Below are 16263 nucleotides of genomic sequence, written 5' to 3'. Positions count from 1 at the left end.
GCACACCGACTACGACGGGCCTCGCGCATCAGGAGCGTGGTCGTGAGGTTCGGCGGCCCGGGGTTGATCGGCCTCGGGCCGCACTCATGTCCGGGGTCAGGCGCTCCTCGCTCGTGGCGCCGGCACGTCGGCCGCGCGGTCGCGACGCAGCAGCAGCCCACGCAGGCGCTCGCGCTGCTCCTCGCTCAGCGGCGGCGCCGACTCCGCGCTCTCGCGGGCCGCGCGCCTCGCGACCTTGGTGAGGGCCACGTCAGCGACCCGTGAGCCGAGCGAGGTACTCGTCGACGGCGGCGGGGGTGATGCGGCGGTGGCGCCCGACCCGGATGGCCTTCAGCTCACCGCGCCGGATCGCGTCGTCGACCTGACGGACCGGAACGCGGATGCCGTGAGCCACCTCGTCGGGGGTGTAGGCGAGGACGAGGGCGTCGGCGGGAGCCGCGTCGTCGGTGACCGGGATCGTCACGGTGTGTCCCCTTCCTGGGTGCGACCGCCCGTGTTGGGCGACAACCACAGATCAGGGGCTTTCAATCATGTTTCCAGGCGCTAAAGGCCGTCTGATCTGCGAAAACGTGTCACTTGGATACGCTAATACTGTGTCACAAGGCACCCGGGCGCCGGCCGTGACCTGCGGCTTTCGATCACTGCGTGTAACGATGTCACGCTTTCGATCAGGTGACGCAGCTCACTACTTCCATCCGATGATGATCGACTCCGGGTCGAAGTAGGCGCCGGACGAGTTCCGGCCCGGCGTCCCGCGGCGCAGCGACACCGTCGCGAGCAGGTCGACGACCGCGCGCCGCCGCTCGATGCTCGCCTCGCGGAACGCGGCCACGGGGTCGTCGGCGTCGGCGATGCCGGCGAGCGCGGTCCCGGTGTGCTGCCGACCCAGCTCGGCCTCGATATCGCGCATCTCGCCCTGTACGCGCTCGTTCGCCCGGCGGAACTGCGCACCGGTCATGTCGCCGTCGCCGAACAGGGCGGCGATCTCGTCGGCGCGGGCGCGCAGCACGTCGAGGCGCTCGCGCAGCGGTCCGGGGTCGGCCGGCGTCGGGGCGAGGAGGTCGGCGACGTCGGGTCGCTCCAGCCGCGCCTCTACGGCGACGGTGACCATCTCGTCGACCGGCTCGGCGACCCGGCGCACGTGCGAGGACACCGCCGTGCAGGTGTAGCGCGGGCGTCCGGCCGCGGAGTTGCCGCCCGAGCGCACCAGCGCGCCGCACCAGCAGTGGAAGAGCCCCGAGCCGAGCAAGCGCAGCGACGTCCCGCGATGCGTCGTCCGCGAGGGGTCGGAGAGCAGCGCGACGAGCGCCTGCCACGCCTCGCCCTCGACGATCGCGGGCCACACGGCGGGGCCGACGACGCGACGGGCGCGGTTGCCGACGAGCCCGGCGTTCCGGGGTCGAAGAAGCATCTGACGGACCCTCGTGGCGTCCCACGGGGTGCCGGTCGTGGTGGTGAGCCCGCGGACGTTCCACTCGCGGACGATCGAGCGGATCGACTCCCCGGCGAGGATGCGGCGCGTGGCGTCGCGGATGGCCTCGGCCTCGACCTCGCGGACCGTGGCGCCGTCCGGCTCGAAGCCGAACGGGCGGCGCCCGCCGGTCCAGCGGCCCTGCGCCTGCGCCTGCTGCTTCTGCCGCTTCACGCGCTCGCCCTTCTGCTCGCTCTCGTGCCGGGCCACTGCGCCGGTGATCCTCGCGGTCATGCGCCCGGCGGCGGTGCTGAGGTCCAGCTCGCCGGCCCGCACCGTCCGCGTCGGCAAGCCCCGGGGCTCGCAGACCGCGATGTAGCGCTCCAGCTCGGTCGGGGAGCGGTGCAGCCGGTCGGTGTGCCAGGCGAGGACGGCGGTGATCCGGCCCGCTTCGAGGTCGGTCAGCGCGCGCTCGTACTGCGGTCGCGGCTTGCCCGAGTAGGCGCTGAGGTCGTTGTCCACGTAGACGTCGGCGACCTCCCACCCGAGCGACGCGGCGAGGTCGCGGCAGTCCTGCTCCTGGCGCTCGACGCCGAGCCCGGCGCCGACTCGATCACGGGAGATGCGGCAGTAGACGCCGGCACGCGTGGTGGTCACAGCAAAGATGCTAGCGCGAGTCTTCGCACAGACGAAGACCACGTGCACGCCGCCATCGTCCCGCCCGCCCCCTCGGTGCCCCCGCGGCGGGTGGGCAGAATGGGCGGCCATGACCCGCACCGTCGCCGACGCCGTCGCCGCGCTCGAGGCCGCGTACCCGCCGGCGCTGGCGCAGGACTGGGACGCGGTGGGGCTGACGGTCGGCGACCCCTCCGAGCCGGTCCGCCGGGTGCTGGTCGCCGTCGACCCGTTGCCCGCAGTGATCGACGAGGCGATCGCGACGGGTGCCGATCTCCTGGTCACCCACCACCCGCTGCTGCTGCGCGGCGTGCACGCGGTGGCGACGACGGCGCCGAAGGGCTCGGCGATCCACCGCCTCATCCGCGCCGGGATCGCGCTCTACTGCGCCCACACCAACGCCGATGCGGCGAACCCCGGGGTGTCCGACGCGCTGGCGGACGCGCTGGGGATCACCGTGGAGGCCCCGCTCGCCCCCCAGGACGACGCGCCGGCGGACGGCACCGGGGTCGGGATCGGCCGGATCGGCCGCCTGCCCGAGCGCGAGACGCTCGCCGCGTTCACCCGCCGGGTGGCCGACGCCCTGCCGCCCACGGCCTGGGGCGTGCGCGCCGGCGGCGACCCGCAGCGCAGCGTGGCGCGCGTCGCGGTCTCGGGCGGGGCCGGTGACTCGATGCTCCACCTCGCCCGCGCCGCCGGGGTCGACGTCTACGTCACCGCCGATCTGCGCCACCACCCCGCCACCGACCACCTCGCCGAACCCGGCGCTCCCGCTCTGGTCGACGTCGCGCACTGGGCCTCCGAGCACCCCTGGTGCGCGCAGGCCGCGGGCGTGCTGGGCGCGCTCGACGACGCGCCGGAGATCACCGTCTCGACGATCCGCACCGACGCGTGGAGCCTCGGCCACGCCTCGCCCGCCACCTCTGCTGCAGGAGCCGTGATCTCGTGAAGGCCGATCCCACCGTCCAGCGGAAGCTGCTCGACCTCGCCGCCCTGGACGCCGAGCTCGCGCGGGCCGAGCACCGGCGGCGCACGCTGCCCGAGCAGACCGCGGTGGAGGAGGCCGAGACCGTCCTGCGCGCCCGCCGGGACGCGGTGGTGCGCGCCCGCACCTCGGTCAGCGACCTCGGCCGGGACGTGGCGAAGCTCGAGCAGGAGGTGGCCCAGGTCAGCGCCCGCGAGCAGCGCGACCGCGGGCTGATGGACTCGGGCAGCGTGTCGGCGAAGCAGATGACCGACCTGTCCCACGAGCTCGACACCCTCGCCCGGCGCCGCGGCGTGCTCGAGGACTCCCAGCTCGAGGCCATGGAGCGCCTCGACGCCGCCGAGACCGACCTCGCCCACGAGCAGGCGGCCCTGGAGGAGGCCGAGACCGTGCTCGCGGACGCCGTCGAGCGCCGCGACGGGGTGCTCGGCGACATCGAGGTGATCGAGACGCGCCGCGGCGCCGAGCGCACCGAGCTCGCCGCGTCCCTGCCCGAGGACCTCCTTGCCCTCTACGACCAGCAACGCGCCCGCAGCGGTACCGGCGCCGGCGAGCTCATCGGCGCCCGGTGCGGGGCGTGCCGGCTGGAGATGGACCGCAGCGAGCTGCGCGACATCGCCGCGGCCGCCCCGGACGACGTCGTGCGGTGCGAGCAGTGCGGGGCGATCGTGGTGCGGACTTCGAAGGCGGGGAACGCATGACGACGGCCGGGTCCTGGACCGGGCGCGGCACGACGATGCCGACCCGCGTGCTGCTCCTGCGCCACGGGCAGAGCCCGCTGTCGGTGGAGAAGCGCTACTCCGGGCGGGGCGACCCCGAGCTCACCCGCGAGGGCCTCGAGCAGGCCGCGGCCGCGGCGACCGCGTTGGCGGCCCGGCACATCGGCGACGGCGACATCCGCGCGGTCGTGAGCTCCCCGCTGCTGCGGGCGCGCCAGACCGCCGAGCCGGTCGCCGGGGTGCTCGGGCTCGGCATCGGCGTCGACGAGCGCCTCACCGAGACCGATTTCGGCACGTGGGAGGGCCTGACCTTCGCCGAGGCCGCCCAGCAGGACCCCGAGGTGCACCGGGCGTGGCTCGGCGACAGCTCGGTCAGCCCGCCGCAGGGCGAGAGCTTCGACGTCGTCGCGGGCCGGGTGGACACCGCCCTCGACGACCTGCTGCGCCGCCACCCGGGGCAGACGGTCGTCGTGGTCAGCCACGTCACCCCGATCAAGCTGATCCTGCGCCGCGCCCTCGACGCCGGGCCGCAGATGCTCTACCGCCTGCACCTCGACCTCGCGTGCCTGTCGGTCGTCGAGTTCTGGCCCGACGGCGGGGCGTCGGTGCGGCTGGTCAACGACACCAGCTATTTGGCCTAGCGGCCTCGTGCGCGCTTGCCCGTGCCAGGGCACGGACAAGCGCGCACACGACCGCAGGTCAAAGCCACTCCAGCCACCCCCCGCCGGGGTGCGCGAGGCCGAGCACCGCGCCGGTCGTCGTGCCGTCGCGCGCGATCGAGACGTGGCCGATCACCCCGGTGACCCCGGCCCGCGACGCCTCCCGCGCCCGGGGCGGCACGGGCAGGCCCTGCACGCTCTCGGTGCCGTCGGGTCCGAGCGGGGTCAGTGGGTCGACCGAGATCCACTCGACGTCACGGTCCAGCTCCGGCAGCCGCCGCCGGAACGCGGCGCGCTGGGCGTCGCTGAGGAACACGTGGACGTAGGTGTCGACGAGGACGAGCAGCGCGTCGCGGGGCATCCCGTCGCACAGGGCGAGCAGGTCCTCGACGGCGTCGCCGCGCACCATCGGCGCCGGGTGCTCGCGGACGACCTCCGAGGCCGCCGCAAATCGGTCGACCGCACCGGCCTCGGGCGGGATGCAGGCGGCGAGCCAGTCGCGCACACGCTGGTCGTCGAGGTCGAGCGGCTCCACGTCGACACCGAGGCGGGCGGCGATGGTCGGCATCCGCGAGGGCAGGGGTGCGGGACGCCCGCGCAGTCGGGGCGCGATCGTCAGCGCGGCGTCGGGGTCGCCCACCGCGCGGTCGCCGAAGACGAACCGGTAGCGGTCGAGGTGCAGCCCGAGTCCCGCGCCGGTGCCGAGGTCGACGAGCGCGATCGGGCGCTCGGGGTCGACGTGCCCCAGGACGGCGAGGACGTCGGCGCTGCGGGCCACCTCGTTCATCTGGTAGCGGTGCTCGGCGCACAGCGCCGCCAGCTCCCCCGCGTGCTCTCGGACGAAGGCGGTCAGGGCCGGCCGGAAGCCGCGGTCCAGCGGCGGCTGACCCGAGCCGGGGGTGGGGAAGTAGCGGGCGAGCCCATCCTCCCGCCGCCGCCCGACGAGGTAGCGCACGGCCGCGCTGAGCAGCAACGGCGGGAGCCGGTCGGCCGGGATACGCGCGCCGAGCGCCAGCAGCTCGGGCTCGGTGGCGATCGCCCGGAACAGCTCGGCGGTCAGCGCCCAGGTCGGCGGCGCGTCGGGCGGCGACCAGCCCGCGGCGATGCCGAGCGCCTGCTCGCGCACGCGGGCGCGCGACTCGGCCTCGGGGGACGTCACGAGCCCGTAGCGTGCCGAGCGCCGGGTCGGTCGTGCAACACCGACCCGCCTGCTCGCGGCAGATCAGCCCGTCAGGGTCAACACGAGCCACAGCGCCGCCGTCGCGCCGACCACGCCCGCCGGAACGGTCAGGAGGCCGGCGCGCGTGAACGTCCCCAGCGGCGCCGGGATCCCGCGCGCGGCCAGGACGCGACGCCAGAGCAGTGTGGCGAGCGAGCCGACCGGCGTGAGGTTCGGCCCGACGTTCACCCCGATCAGCATCGCGAGGACAAGCCCGACCGGGGGCGTCGGCCCGAGCGCCGCGAGCAGGACGAGCGTCGCGGGCAGGTTGTTGACGAGGTTGGCCAGCATCGCCGCCAGCCCCGCGACGGCCAGGAGCTGCGGGAACGAGGTGCCGGCGGGCAGCAGGCCGGCGAGGAGGTCGCCGAGCCCGTGCTCGGTGACCGCCGCGACCACCACGCCCAGGGCCAGCACGAACACGCAGAACACCGGCGAGGCCGCGGCGAGCACGTGACGGGGCTCGGCGCATCCGGTCACGAGCGTGCGGGCCGCCAGCAGGGCCGCGCCCGCCACGGCGACCCACACCGGCTCCACACCCAGCGATGAGGCGGCCGCGAACCCGACGAGTGTCGCGGCGAGGACCGCCACCGCGAACCGGGGCGGCGGTGCGGCGTCCCCGGTCGGCGTGCCGACCGGGTCGACGGCGAGGTCGGAGCGGAACGTCCACCGCAGTCCGACGTACTCGACGACCAGCACCGCGAGCTGCGGCAGCGCCATCATCGCGGCGAACCCGAGGAACGGCAGCCCGGTGGACTGCAGGGCCAGCAGATTGGTCAGGTTGGCGACGGGCAGCAGCAGCGAGGCGCTGTTGGCCAGGTGCGCGCACGCGAAGGCGTGCGGGGCGGGCCGGGCGCCGAGGCGCCGGGCGGTGTCGAGCACGACGGGCGTGAGCAGGACGACGGTGGCGTCGAGGCTGAGGACCGCGGTGGTGATCGTCGCGGCGACCACGACCAGCAGGAACAGGCGCCGCGGCCGGCCGCCCGACCGGCGCGCCAGTACCCCGCCGGCCCACCGGAACACGCCCTCGGCGTCGGCGAGGCGGGCGAGCACGAGCACCGCGGCGAGGAACCCGACGGTCGGTGCGAGCTCGCGGACCTCGTCCCACGCGACCGCCGTCGTCACCAGCCCTGTCACCAGGACGACGGCGGCCGCCGGCACGGCGCCCGTCGCCTCGGGCAGCCCGCGGGGGCGGGTGACGGCGACGACGAGGACGGCGGCCAGGAGGCCGACCGCGAGCGCCGTCACCGCAGGAACAGGTAGACCGCCACCCCGACCCCCAGCACCACGACGCTCCAGCGCAGCACGCCGTCGGGCATCTTCTTGGCGACGGCCATCCCGAGGTAGCCGCCGGCGAGCGTCGTCGGGGCGAGCAGGAGCACCGCGAGCCAGTCGACGGGTGCGAACAGGGCGAAGAGCAGCACCGTCACCGTGCTCGTGACCAGCGACAGCAGGACCTTCACAGCGTTGAGCCGCTGCAGTGTGTCGTGGGCCAGCAGCGAGAGCACGGCGATCAGCACGACGCCCAGCGCGCCACCGAAGTACCCGCCGTACACCGCGGCGAGGAAGGTCGCCGGGAGGAGTGCCCTCGGGTTGTCCGCGCTGCGCTCCTCCCGCTGCGTCCAGCTCTTGATCCAGGGCTGGGCGCCGAGGGTCAGGCTCGCGAGCAGCACCAGCACGGGCACGACCGCGTCGAACACCGACTGCGGCAGCGTCAGCAGCAACGCGCATCCCGCGCCCGACCCGAGCGCGGCGACGACGCTCGTGGTGACCAGCCGGCGACGCTGACGCCGCAGGTCGGTGCGCGCGTTGACCGTCGACCCGGCGTAGCCCGGCCACTGCGCGACCGAGTTGGTGACGTTCGCGGGCAGGGGCGCCATCCCGGTCGCGAGCAGGGCCGGGAAGACGATGAGCGACCCGCCGCCCGCGATCGCGTTCACCGCGCCGGCGAGGAGCCCCAGCCCGCCCAGCAGCACGATCTGGAGCACCGACGGGTCCGACACGGTGAGCGACGCTAACGGTCGTGCCGACGCGTGTCCTGGGGACGTGCCCGCCCGCGAGGGGCACGTCCGGCATGATCCACGGCCCGGAGCGGGTGCGGTACGTGCCCCTCGCGGCGGCGTCGTATCGTGGGTGTGGCGGACGAGTCGGCCGGGCGACCGCGGCGGGCCCACGAGGCCCGTCGAGGAAAGTCCGGACTCCACAGGGCAGGGTGGTTGCCAACAGCAACCCGGGGTGACCCGCGGGACAGTGCCACAGAGAACAGACCGCCACCGGGTTCGCCCGGTGGTGAGGGTGAAACGGTGGTGTAAGAGACCACCAGCGTCCTGGGTGACCAGGACGGCTCGGTAAACCCCACCCGGAGCAAGGTCAAGAAGGCCGGTCCGCGAGGACCGGCCGCGCAGGTCGTCCGAGGGCTGCCCGCCCGAGACCTGCGGGTAGACCGCTGGAGCCCGCCGGCGACGGCGGGCCGAGATGGATGGTCGCCACCCACGGGACCGCGAGGGCCCGTGGGGACAGGATCCGGCTTACAGGCCGACTCGTCCGCCCCACACCCTGTGACCTGCATGTTCCTACCCGGACCCTTCCTCGGTGCCCTGGTCGGGGCACATCGGGGGCACAGCAGGCCGTCGGAGCACCGAGTCCACCGCCTCCCGCGTGCGGTCGTCCGAGTCCGGCCACAGGTGCGAGTAGGTGTCCAGGGTCTCGGCCGCGGTCGCGTGCCCCAGCCGGCTCTGCACCGTCTTCACCGACTCGCCGTGGCGGATCAGCAGCGACGCGAAGTAGTGCCGGAGGTCGTGGAACCCGGTACCGGCCGGAGCACCGGCCACGGAGACCATCGGGCGCCAGACGCGGGAGAACACCGTCCGCCGCAGCCCACTCCCGTTCTCGACGGTGAAGACCAGGCCGTCGGGGTGCGACGACGCGAACCGCCGCACGTGCTCGGCCAGCTCCTCGACGACGACCTGGGGCAGCGGGATCGTCCGGTGCGAGGCCGATGTCTTTGGTGGCGCCAGGAACGTGGACTTCCCGGGCATGAGCACGAGCTGTTGGTCCACGCGCAGCGTCCGGCGCAGGAAGTCGATCCGGTCGAGCGCGAGCCCGAAGCACTCGCCCTGTCGCATCCCCGTTCCGGCTCCGAGGACGACGAGCGCCCGCAGGCGCGGGGGAGCGGCCGAGATCAGCGCCTCGACCGTCTCCGTCGCGAGCGGGACGATCTCGCGCGGCAGCTTCTTGGGCAACCGCGTGCCTTCGCACGGCGAGGACGAGACCAGCCGGTCACGGATCGCGGCCTTGTAGATCGACGCCACGATCCCGTGGACGACCTGCACCGTGGAGGCCGAGAGCGCGTCCGGTTCCGACGACAGCCGGCTCACCCACGCCTGCACCTCACTCGGGCGGACGGAGGCGAGCCGGCGGTCACCGAAGTACGGGTAGACGTTGCGCCGGAGGTTGGTCTCCACATGCGCCCGCGTAGTCGGCCGGTGCACCTGCGCGAGTCGCCACGACTCCGCGTAGTCGCGGAGAACCGTCTTGTCGTTCGGGTCGACGTACGACCCACGGACGAGATCGGCCTCCACCGTCGCGAGGAAGCGTTGCGCGTCGAGCTTTCGTGGGAACGAACGCTTGCGCTGCTTCCTCGACGGGTCGCGCCAGCGGGCGATCCACGTGGTGTTGCCGTCGCGGATGCGTTTCTCGATCGACGACATCAGGCGGCGTCGTCGAGTTCGGCGAACCAACGGCGCACGTCTCGCGGGTCGTATCGGACGTGACGGCCGACGCGCCGGCCGGCGGGCCCGATGCCCTGATAACGCCATTGATAGAGCGTGCTCACCGGCACGCCTAGGAACGCCGAGACGTCGGCGACTCCCCACAGCCGTTCCGGTTCCTCGTTCTGCATCGTCCTTCCCTTCTCGTTGGTCATGCGGTGATCGAGCCGAGCGCGTCGCGAGCCGCCTGCTTCCTAGCGCGGGCGTTGGCGGCGGCGGTGTTGGCCATGAGGGCGTCGGCGGTGGTGTGCCAGCCGATCCCGGCGAAGGTGAGGGAGGCGACGACGACCTCGGTGCTCTCCTCGTCGGCCTGGTCGTCGTGCTCGTCGACCTCGGGGCCAGCGCTGCGCGCGTGGGCGCGGGCCCAGTCGCGGCGCGCCGAGCGGAGGGCGGTCATGGTGGTGGAGTAGCGCCGGGAGCGGGTGGAGAAGTGGCCGCCGAAGCCGAGCATGTGCGCCCAGCGCCGCAGCCGACCCCAGCCCTGGCGCCAGTCATGGGCGTCCGGCGGCGGGGCGTCCTCGAGATCGGGGCGGGTGCCCAGGCGCCAGCAGGCGGCGATCTGCCGCCCGACGTGAGAGGTGGGGTCGGCGTAGGCCGAGGCGGTGGTGTCGTCGAGGCGGGTGGAGACGTGACCAGCCATCTCGGTGGCTTTGGTGGCGTACTTGGCGAGGTAGCCGGCCACCGCGCCGTGGGTGATCTCGCCCGCGTCGTCGACGTCGCGGACGGTCAGGCGGACGGGGCGGGGGTCGCACTGCTCGCCCCAGCCGATCGACCAGCCGTCCGGCTGCTCGGGGTGGGCTTCGGTGCGCCAGGTGGCGCCGTGGACGGCTTCGCCCAGCAGCAGCGCGACCTGCCCGGCGCGGATACCCGCGGGCGGAGTCAGGATCGCGGGCGAGTCGTCGGGGTCGCGGCCATCGAGACGCACGAGGGCGTGGAAGTGCACGGCGCCGCGGCTCTGGTACTCGGCGACCTTCGTGTAGGACAGCCGCAGCTTCGCCCCCGGCTGCTCGAGGCGACGCAGCGCGCGGGTCGCGGTGACCATGGTGCGACGCCACAGCTCCCCGGCGGAGTGGTTCCAGACGGCTTGGTGGTCGTGGTCGTAGCAGTCCAGGCACAGCGGGCGCCCGACCTCGGGGGCGTGCTCGTCGTGCCGATGCCAGCACACGAGGTCGTGCCCGTGCTCGCACTGCTCGACCGTGCGGCGGGGATGACACGGCAACGCCCGGCCCTTCGCGTCCGTCCTGGAGGTGTGGACGGGCCCGAACGACGGGGCGGTGCAGGTCAGGAACACGCACGGGTGCTCGGTGACGGTGGCGGGGACGCCCTTGCCGCCGAGCAGCCCGGCGGTGACGAGTTGGTAGGTGTCGGCGCGGTAAGTCTCCGCGCACGAGGCGCACACGTTGGCGCGGCGGTTGCCGCACGGCACGTAGAGCGCCGCGTCCGGCAGATCGGCCGTCGAGGTCTCGGCGGTGATGCGCCCGGTCGCCTGCTCGACGGTGGTCATCGAGCCGGCGAGGCGGATCGGGTGCGAGCAGCCCGCCACGGCGCCGCCAAGGTGCGCGAGCCAGCCCGACCAGTCCGCGCGGGCGTGGCGGGTGAACTCCGCCGAGGCAGTGGTGGCGGCGGCGCGCGCGAGACGGCGGCGCCCGAGCTCGTCGACCGTCGTGCCGGTGGTGCTCACCGTCGATCACCTCTCGCGCCGGCCACGGCGTCGTCGGCGATGCGCCGGCCCTCGCGAAGCCAGGCGGCAGTGGCGGCGAGCGCGTCGACCTGCTGGTCGGACAGGAACGCCGACTTGATCCGGGTCGGCTGGCCGCCTTCGGCGAGCAGCAGGCCGATGCCCTTGTCCTCGGGCGGGATCGCGGCGGCAGAGTGGCCGCGGGCGGCCCAGCCGTGCCCGAGGACGATGTCCGAGCTGGCGTCGGTGGTGCAGCGGAACGCCCACCGGTAGCCGAACAGGTCCCGCAGCGACGTAGGGATGATGTCGCTGCTGGGGCGTTGGGTGGCGGCGATGACGATGATCCCGGCGGCGCGGCCGCGGGCGACGAGGTCACGCACGAGCACCGAGAACGCCTCGCGCTCGGCTTTGGTGCCGACGGTGGCGGAGTAGTAGGCGACCTCGTCGAAGACCGCGACGATCGGTGAGAGCCCGTGGGCGGCGTCGTCGGGGGTGATCTTGCGGCGGCGGCGGGCGTCGAGCCAGTCGTACCGGGTGTCCATGTCGGCCTGCAGCTCGCGGAGGGCGTCGATGGCCTCGGTGAGGTCGGGGCCGACGAAGCCGTCGGCGGCGGGGCGCCAGAGTCCGAGTTCGACGCGTTTGCCGTCGAAGAGCCACAGCGAGCAGTCGGTGGACAGGGCGGCGTGCGCGGTAGGCAGGTTCAGACCGACGGACTTGCCGGCGCCGGGCTCACCGGCCAGCAGGGCGTTGCGGTAGGCGAGGGTGACGCGGACGGGGTGGCCGTGCTCGTCGATGCCGAGGTGGATCGGGTCCCAGATCGACGGCGGCGCCGGCGCCTCCACGCACGGCGCGGACGGGGTCCGGACCGAAGAGGTCCACGAGCGCAGCAGGTCCCGGAAGCGGACCGGCTCAGACATAGTCCGACCAATCCCCACCGCGCTCCGGAACCGCCACCGGCTCCGGCGTCGCCGCGGGTACCGGATCGGCGTGCTCGATGACGACCGACGGGACGTTGTCGTGCTCGTCGAGCGTGGCCCGAGGGGTCGGGCAGTGGTCGGCGCGGTTGCCGGTGCCGGACCAGTGCTGGTTGCCGGGCTTCGGGGGGACGACCTGCGTGCCGCGCGGGGGTGCCTGGCCGGCGATGGCGGTCCAGTCGTCGAGTTCGGAGGCGATCAGGGCCTGGGCAAGGGGGTCACGACGGATGACCTCGACCCGCACGAGCGCAGACATGCGGCGGACCGGGGTGACGCGGGCGTCGCGTGCGAAGCACCCGGAGGCGATCCACTCGGTCTCGTTCTCGACGTCACTGGGGCTGATCCCGGCGCGGAGCAGGAGCCAGACGGTCTCGCCGACCTCGGTGGGGTGCGACCAGAGGAACAGCGGGGCGGAGCGGGAGAAGTTCAAGCAGCGCCGTTCGACGAGGACCTGACGCAGCCGGTGGCGGGTCATGACCGCCGAGGCGCGGTGGGACACGAAGCGGCGCAGGGCGGGAACGGCGAGGACCACGGCGACGGCGACGGCGACGATCGCGGAGACCGCGACTGGCGGCAGCCAGCCGAGCATCAGCGCGTACGCGGCGACGAGCCCGACGACGACGGCGATCTCGGCGCGCAGCCGGATCAGGAGTCCGAGGACTCGGGCGGCGGGGTGCCGGGTGGGTGCGGTGATGACCTCGAAGGAGTCGGTGCGGGCGCGGCGGATGATCGGGCGGTTGGCCGGGCGGCTGTTGTTGTTCGCAGACATAGCGGGTCACTCCGGAGCGGGAGGGCCGGGCGGGCACCGGCCGGGCCATGTGGGGAGGGGTCGGGGCTGCGGGGAAGCCAGCCCCGACCCGGGTAATGCCGGTGGGCGGTTCAGTCGGGGTAGGCGAGGGCGGCGCAGATGCCGAGGCAGGCGAAGACCTGCGAGCCGGTTCCGGAGACCCCGACCGGGACGGCGGGGATGCCGGCCGGTCCGGAGCGGGTGCCGGGGACCGGGTTCGGGCGGTGCTGGGCGGGGACCTCGGGCCAGACGAACGAGGTCTCGCACATGACGCACTCGTGGCCGCCGGCCTGCGAAGCGTTGAGCCCGGCCCCGCGGGTCTCGGTGTGTTCGCGGGCGGCGGTCACGCGGCACCGCCCTTGCCGGTGGGTACCGGGGCGTGCTCGATGCTGTCGGCCTTGAACGCGACGCCGGAGCGCTGGCCCTGCTGCCAGGGGATCGCGATGAGGTTGACCGGGCGGACCTCGGCGCCCTGCCCGACGTCCGGCTGACCGGGGGTGGTGACCGCGACGATCTCGGCGCCGTCGTCGTCGAGCTTGACCAGCTGGGTGACGTACAGCGGGGTGCCGGTGAGCCGGTCGGTCCGCTGCCGGCCCTCCATGTCGTTCTTGGGCTTGGGCTCGACGCCGACGCTGTAGCGGGCTCCCGAGATGTCGACCTTGATCATTGCCATGGTGTCCTCCGAGGACTTCGGTGATGGCCCCTGGTCTCGGGGCACCACGAAGACTCCGGAAATCGGTGGGACGCCCACACCAACTCACGTGACGTTTCAGGACGTCCCGCGTACGCTCGAAAACGTCCCCGAACGTGCGGGAGGGTCGTCATGGCGAACGAGCGACTACGCGACGCGATGATGGCCGCGGGCGTCACCACCGATCACGCCGCCGACCGGCTCGGGCTCGACCCGAAGTCGGTGGAGCGGTGGATCACCACGACCCGCACCCCGCACGCACGGAATCGGCGGGCGCTCTCCGCGCTGGTGCACCAGCCCGAGTCCTACCTGTGGCCCGCTGCGATTCCGGCGGCGCGTCAGGCCGAGATCGCGCAGTCGGAGATCGTCGCGGCGTTCCCGCACCGCGGGTCGGTGCCCTCGGACCTGTGGGACAAGCTGATCACCGACGCGTCCGATCGGATCGACATCCTGGTACACGCCGGCCAGTTCCTCGCCGAACGCCCCGGGTTCGTGCGGACGCTCGCGGAGAAGGCCGGCCAGGGCGTCACGATCCGGATCGACTTCGGCGACCCCGAGGCCGAGGCGACCGAGCGGCGCAGCCAGGAGGAAGGACTGGGCGAGGGCGTGTTGGGCGCCCGCATCCGCTACGGCCTGGTCCCGTACCGGGCGCTGCTCGAGGTGCCGGGCGTGGAGTTCCGGTTCCACGCGGCCACGCTCTACAACTCGATCTTCCGGTTCGACGACCAGATGATCGTCAACACCCACGTCTACGGGGTCCCGGGAGCGCATGCGCCAGCGCTGCACCTGCGCAGGCTCGGCGCGGGGGACCTGTTCGACACCTACTCCCGCAGCTTCGTCGACGTGTGGAGTCGCTCGACGCCGGCCACGTGGTGAACTAGCGGGCGATGAGCCGCGTCGACCACTTCCGCGACCCCGAGGCGCCCGCGCCCAACAGCATCGTCATCGCAGTGAGCACGTTCGTCCTGGACGACGCCGGTCGTCTGCTGATGATCCGCCGGACCGACAACGACCTGTACGCGCTGCCCGGCGGGCGGCACGAGCTCGGCGAGACGATGACCGAGACCGCGGTCCGCGAGACCCGCGAGGAGACCGGCTACGACGTCGCCGTCACCAGCCTCGTGGGCATCTACTCCGACCCCGAGCACGTCATGGCCTACGACGACGGCGAGGTCCGCCAAGAGTTCTCCATCTGCTTCCGCGCCGAGCTCACCGGCGGCCAGGCACGCACGAGCAGCGAGTCCAGCGAGGTCGTGTGGGTCGACCTCGACCACCTCGACGACATCGAGGTTCACCCGTCGATCCGGTTGCGCATCGAGCACGCTCGCACTGAGGACCCGGCGCCGTACTACACGTGATCGAGACCCGCTGAGGAGAGCCAGGCTGTCGCCCGCTCCACGGCCCCGACACGCTCAGGCATCCCGAGGTCAAGCGCCCGGATCACGTAGTGATCGGACGGGTAGCGCTCCCGGACCTCGTCCATTCGCTCGTCAAAGCTCAGGCGCTGGCCGTCCGGACCAGTAGTCATATCGAGGAACCAGAGCAGGTCCCGAGTGAGTGTCCGCTCGTCCTCGAACTCCGCCAGTCCGTCTGCCACACCGAAGACCTTGGCTTCAGCGGCAGCCGATGAATGGAAGGCAACTAGCCCTACGATGCGAGGCTGCACGCCTATTTTGCGTAGATAGCAGGCGCCGTCGAGCGGGTGAAACGCTGTAACCACTAGAGGGCTCGCGTATCCTACATCGTGCACCCATGCAACAGTCTCTAGAACTGCATCGTCCCCTCGGGCCGAATCCAGTTTACTGGCCCGCTCGGCGACTGCCTGGACATGCGCCCATCGCTGCGGCAGTTCGTCTGCCAGGAGACTTTCTGCTAGATCACGGAGCTTCACTGGTAAACAGCGAGGACGCTCAAGATAAGAGCTGGCCCTTCAATTTCGTAGTCTTGGGCTGCGTTCGTCCCCTTGGATCGCCGCTCCTTGCGGTTCATCTGTCGGCTGCCAGGAATCTCCACGAGGGCGTGCCGCGTCCGCGCCGGAACCTTCTCGCTTACACGTCCGACGACTGTGGCACGTCCACGGTACCGATCGATCCGCTGACGACTCATCTCGGGGTCTAGATTTAGTACGGTCTTCGGGTGATCCGGATGCGTCTCCATCACCACCGGGAGATTGTGGCCAATCGCTTCATTGATGGATGCCAACCCTTCGAGCATCTCGCGCTGCTCCTGTGTCACGTCGAAGACGCCGGCTCGCTGAAACGCCTCGCCGATCTTTGAGTACTCCTGGCTGTTGGCCAGGGCTATGACGATGTCAGAAACGCTCAGGTCCCCCGTGAACTTGACAAACGTTCCTTCATCGGCTTCGGTCCACGGGTTAGTGCTAGATCGATTAGCTTCAACAACCTGCTCATCTTCGTCGGCCTCGATCTCTCGGGCAAGCCGGGTGAAACGAGCCTCGGCGTTCTGTCTCATCGACCGCATACGCTCATGCTCACCTGTTGAGCCACCGCCGCCCGAGACACCGACCGGACCAGCGTTCACGTTTCCGTGTGCATCCCAGCCGGTCCCGCTGGTGTCGCGCTGATCCTCTGACTCGTAAGTGCCGCCCTCGACGCCCGACAGCAGGCTCTCGACCGCAGCGTGGTCGATATACAGAAAGCTCCTGAACCGACTCATGAGATCAGTGTGCCAGCAATCT

The 16263-nt window shown here is 72.5% G+C and carries 20 protein-coding genes and 1 other RNA gene; 6 read left to right on the top strand and 15 right to left on the bottom strand.

Annotated elements, in window-relative coordinates:
• Positions 1-96: 96 nt before the first annotated feature.
• The 3 genes from C8D89_RS29265 to C8D89_RS15620 form a co-directional block, all read right to left on the bottom strand.
• The gene (locus tag C8D89_RS29265) at positions 97-249 is read right to left on the bottom strand and encodes a hypothetical protein (RefSeq protein WP_165825728.1); all 153 of its coding nucleotides are present in this window, start codon (positions 247-249) and stop codon (positions 97-99) included.
• Between the two features lies 1 nt (position 250).
• The gene (locus tag C8D89_RS15625) at positions 251-463 is read right to left on the bottom strand and encodes a helix-turn-helix domain-containing protein (RefSeq protein ID WP_165825727.1); all 213 of its coding nucleotides are present in this window, start codon (positions 461-463) and stop codon (positions 251-253) included.
• 222 nt (positions 464-685) lie between these two features.
• Complete coding sequence (locus tag C8D89_RS15620) at positions 686-2068, bottom strand: recombinase family protein (RefSeq protein ID WP_165825726.1); 1383 nt, start codon at positions 2066-2068, stop codon at positions 686-688.
• A 109-nt stretch (positions 2069-2177) separates the two neighbouring features.
• Here C8D89_RS15620 and C8D89_RS15615 point away from each other — a divergent pair, with 109 nt between their 5' ends.
• From C8D89_RS15615 to C8D89_RS15605, 3 genes are read left to right on the top strand one after another with little or no spacing between them, the layout of a single operon-like run.
• Positions 2178-3035, top strand: coding sequence for a Nif3-like dinuclear metal center hexameric protein (locus C8D89_RS15615; RefSeq protein WP_116709025.1), 858 nt, complete (start codon positions 2178-2180; stop codon positions 3033-3035).
• Positions 3032-3772: a zinc ribbon domain-containing protein gene (locus tag C8D89_RS15610; protein WP_116709024.1), complete on the top strand. Its 741-nt coding sequence runs from the start codon at positions 3032-3034 to the stop codon at positions 3770-3772. Before C8D89_RS15615 ends, C8D89_RS15610 begins: the two co-directional genes overlap by 4 nt.
• Complete coding sequence (locus tag C8D89_RS15605; protein ID WP_116709023.1) at positions 3769-4431, top strand: histidine phosphatase family protein; 663 nt, start codon at positions 3769-3771, stop codon at positions 4429-4431. Before C8D89_RS15610 ends, C8D89_RS15605 begins: the two co-directional genes overlap by 4 nt.
• Before the next feature lie 58 nt (positions 4432-4489).
• On the opposite strand, the gene C8D89_RS15600 is transcribed toward C8D89_RS15605, so the two are convergent.
• The 3 genes from C8D89_RS15600 to C8D89_RS15590 all read right to left on the bottom strand — a co-directional run bounded on the left by C8D89_RS15600 (position 4490) and on the right by C8D89_RS15590 (position 7668).
• Positions 4490-5608 (bottom strand): DUF2332 domain-containing protein, encoded by a 1119-nt coding sequence (locus C8D89_RS15600; protein WP_116709022.1) that lies wholly within the window; start codon positions 5606-5608, stop codon positions 4490-4492.
• A 63-nt stretch (positions 5609-5671) separates the two neighbouring features.
• Positions 5672-6913, bottom strand: coding sequence for an SLC13 family permease (locus C8D89_RS15595; RefSeq protein ID WP_116709021.1), 1242 nt, complete (start codon positions 6911-6913; stop codon positions 5672-5674).
• Complete coding sequence (locus C8D89_RS15590; RefSeq protein WP_116709020.1) at positions 6910-7668, bottom strand: sulfite exporter TauE/SafE family protein; 759 nt, start codon at positions 7666-7668, stop codon at positions 6910-6912. Before C8D89_RS15590 ends, C8D89_RS15595 begins: the two co-directional genes overlap by 4 nt.
• A gap of 140 nt (positions 7669-7808) precedes the next feature.
• Between C8D89_RS15590 and rnpB the strand changes: the two genes are divergently transcribed.
• Positions 7809-8212: RNase P RNA component class A (gene rnpB, locus C8D89_RS15585), an RNA gene on the top strand.
• 26 nt (positions 8213-8238) lie between these two features.
• Here the strand turns inward: rnpB and C8D89_RS15580 are convergent.
• The 7 genes from C8D89_RS15580 to C8D89_RS15550 all read right to left on the bottom strand — a co-directional run bounded on the left by C8D89_RS15580 (position 8239) and on the right by C8D89_RS15550 (position 13547).
• A complete protein-coding gene (locus C8D89_RS15580) occupies positions 8239-9375 on the bottom strand; it encodes a tyrosine-type recombinase/integrase (RefSeq protein WP_116709019.1) in 1137 nt (378 codons plus the stop codon).
• Positions 9375-9590: a helix-turn-helix transcriptional regulator gene (locus tag C8D89_RS15575; protein ID WP_243418131.1), complete on the bottom strand. Its 216-nt coding sequence runs from the start codon at positions 9588-9590 to the stop codon at positions 9375-9377. The genes C8D89_RS15580 and C8D89_RS15575 overlap by 1 nt, the downstream gene beginning before the upstream one ends.
• Positions 9587-11116 (bottom strand): replication initiator, encoded by a 1530-nt coding sequence (locus C8D89_RS15570; protein WP_116709018.1) that lies wholly within the window; start codon positions 11114-11116, stop codon positions 9587-9589. The genes C8D89_RS15575 and C8D89_RS15570 overlap by 4 nt, the downstream gene beginning before the upstream one ends.
• Positions 11113-12030 carry an FtsK/SpoIIIE domain-containing protein gene (locus C8D89_RS15565; RefSeq protein ID WP_116709017.1) on the bottom strand — a complete coding sequence of 306 codons (918 nt, stop codon included), beginning with the start codon at positions 12028-12030 and terminating at the stop codon, positions 11113-11115. Before C8D89_RS15565 ends, C8D89_RS15570 begins: the two co-directional genes overlap by 4 nt.
• A complete protein-coding gene (locus tag C8D89_RS15560) occupies positions 12023-12856 on the bottom strand; it encodes a hypothetical protein (protein ID WP_116709016.1) in 834 nt (277 codons plus the stop codon). Before C8D89_RS15560 ends, C8D89_RS15565 begins: the two co-directional genes overlap by 8 nt.
• A 110-nt stretch (positions 12857-12966) precedes the next feature.
• Positions 12967-13221, bottom strand: coding sequence for a hypothetical protein (locus C8D89_RS15555; protein WP_116709015.1), 255 nt, complete (start codon positions 13219-13221; stop codon positions 12967-12969).
• Positions 13218-13547, bottom strand: coding sequence for a hypothetical protein (locus C8D89_RS15550; RefSeq protein ID WP_116709014.1), 330 nt, complete (start codon positions 13545-13547; stop codon positions 13218-13220). Before C8D89_RS15550 ends, C8D89_RS15555 begins: the two co-directional genes overlap by 4 nt.
• A 150-nt stretch (positions 13548-13697) precedes the next feature.
• On the opposite strand from C8D89_RS15550, the gene C8D89_RS15545 reads away from it, so the two are divergent.
• Both C8D89_RS15545 and C8D89_RS15540 read left to right on the top strand, forming a co-directional pair.
• Positions 13698-14441: a helix-turn-helix domain-containing protein gene (locus C8D89_RS15545; protein ID WP_116709013.1), complete on the top strand. Its 744-nt coding sequence runs from the start codon at positions 13698-13700 to the stop codon at positions 14439-14441.
• A gap of 11 nt (positions 14442-14452) precedes the next feature.
• The gene (locus C8D89_RS15540) at positions 14453-14923 is read left to right on the top strand and encodes an NUDIX hydrolase (protein WP_116709012.1); all 471 of its coding nucleotides are present in this window, start codon (positions 14453-14455) and stop codon (positions 14921-14923) included.
• Here C8D89_RS15540 and C8D89_RS15535 read toward each other — a convergent pair.
• Both C8D89_RS15535 and C8D89_RS15530 read right to left on the bottom strand, forming a co-directional pair.
• Entirely contained in the window at positions 14914-15162 is a 249-nt protein-coding gene (locus C8D89_RS15535) for a hypothetical protein (RefSeq protein ID WP_116709011.1), read from the bottom strand. The two genes, C8D89_RS15540 and C8D89_RS15535, sit on opposite strands and share 10 nt — an antisense overlap.
• 290 nt (positions 15163-15452) lie before the next feature.
• Positions 15453-16241, bottom strand: coding sequence for a DUF6414 family protein (locus C8D89_RS15530; RefSeq protein WP_133251921.1), 789 nt, complete (start codon positions 16239-16241; stop codon positions 15453-15455).
• Positions 16242-16263 lie beyond the last annotated feature (22 nt).

The organism is Actinomycetospora cinnamomea, assembly GCF_003096675.1.
Classification (GTDB): domain Bacteria; phylum Actinomycetota; class Actinomycetes; order Mycobacteriales; family Pseudonocardiaceae; genus Actinomycetospora; species Actinomycetospora cinnamomea.
This window is presented reverse-complemented; position numbering and strand designations above follow the sequence as displayed.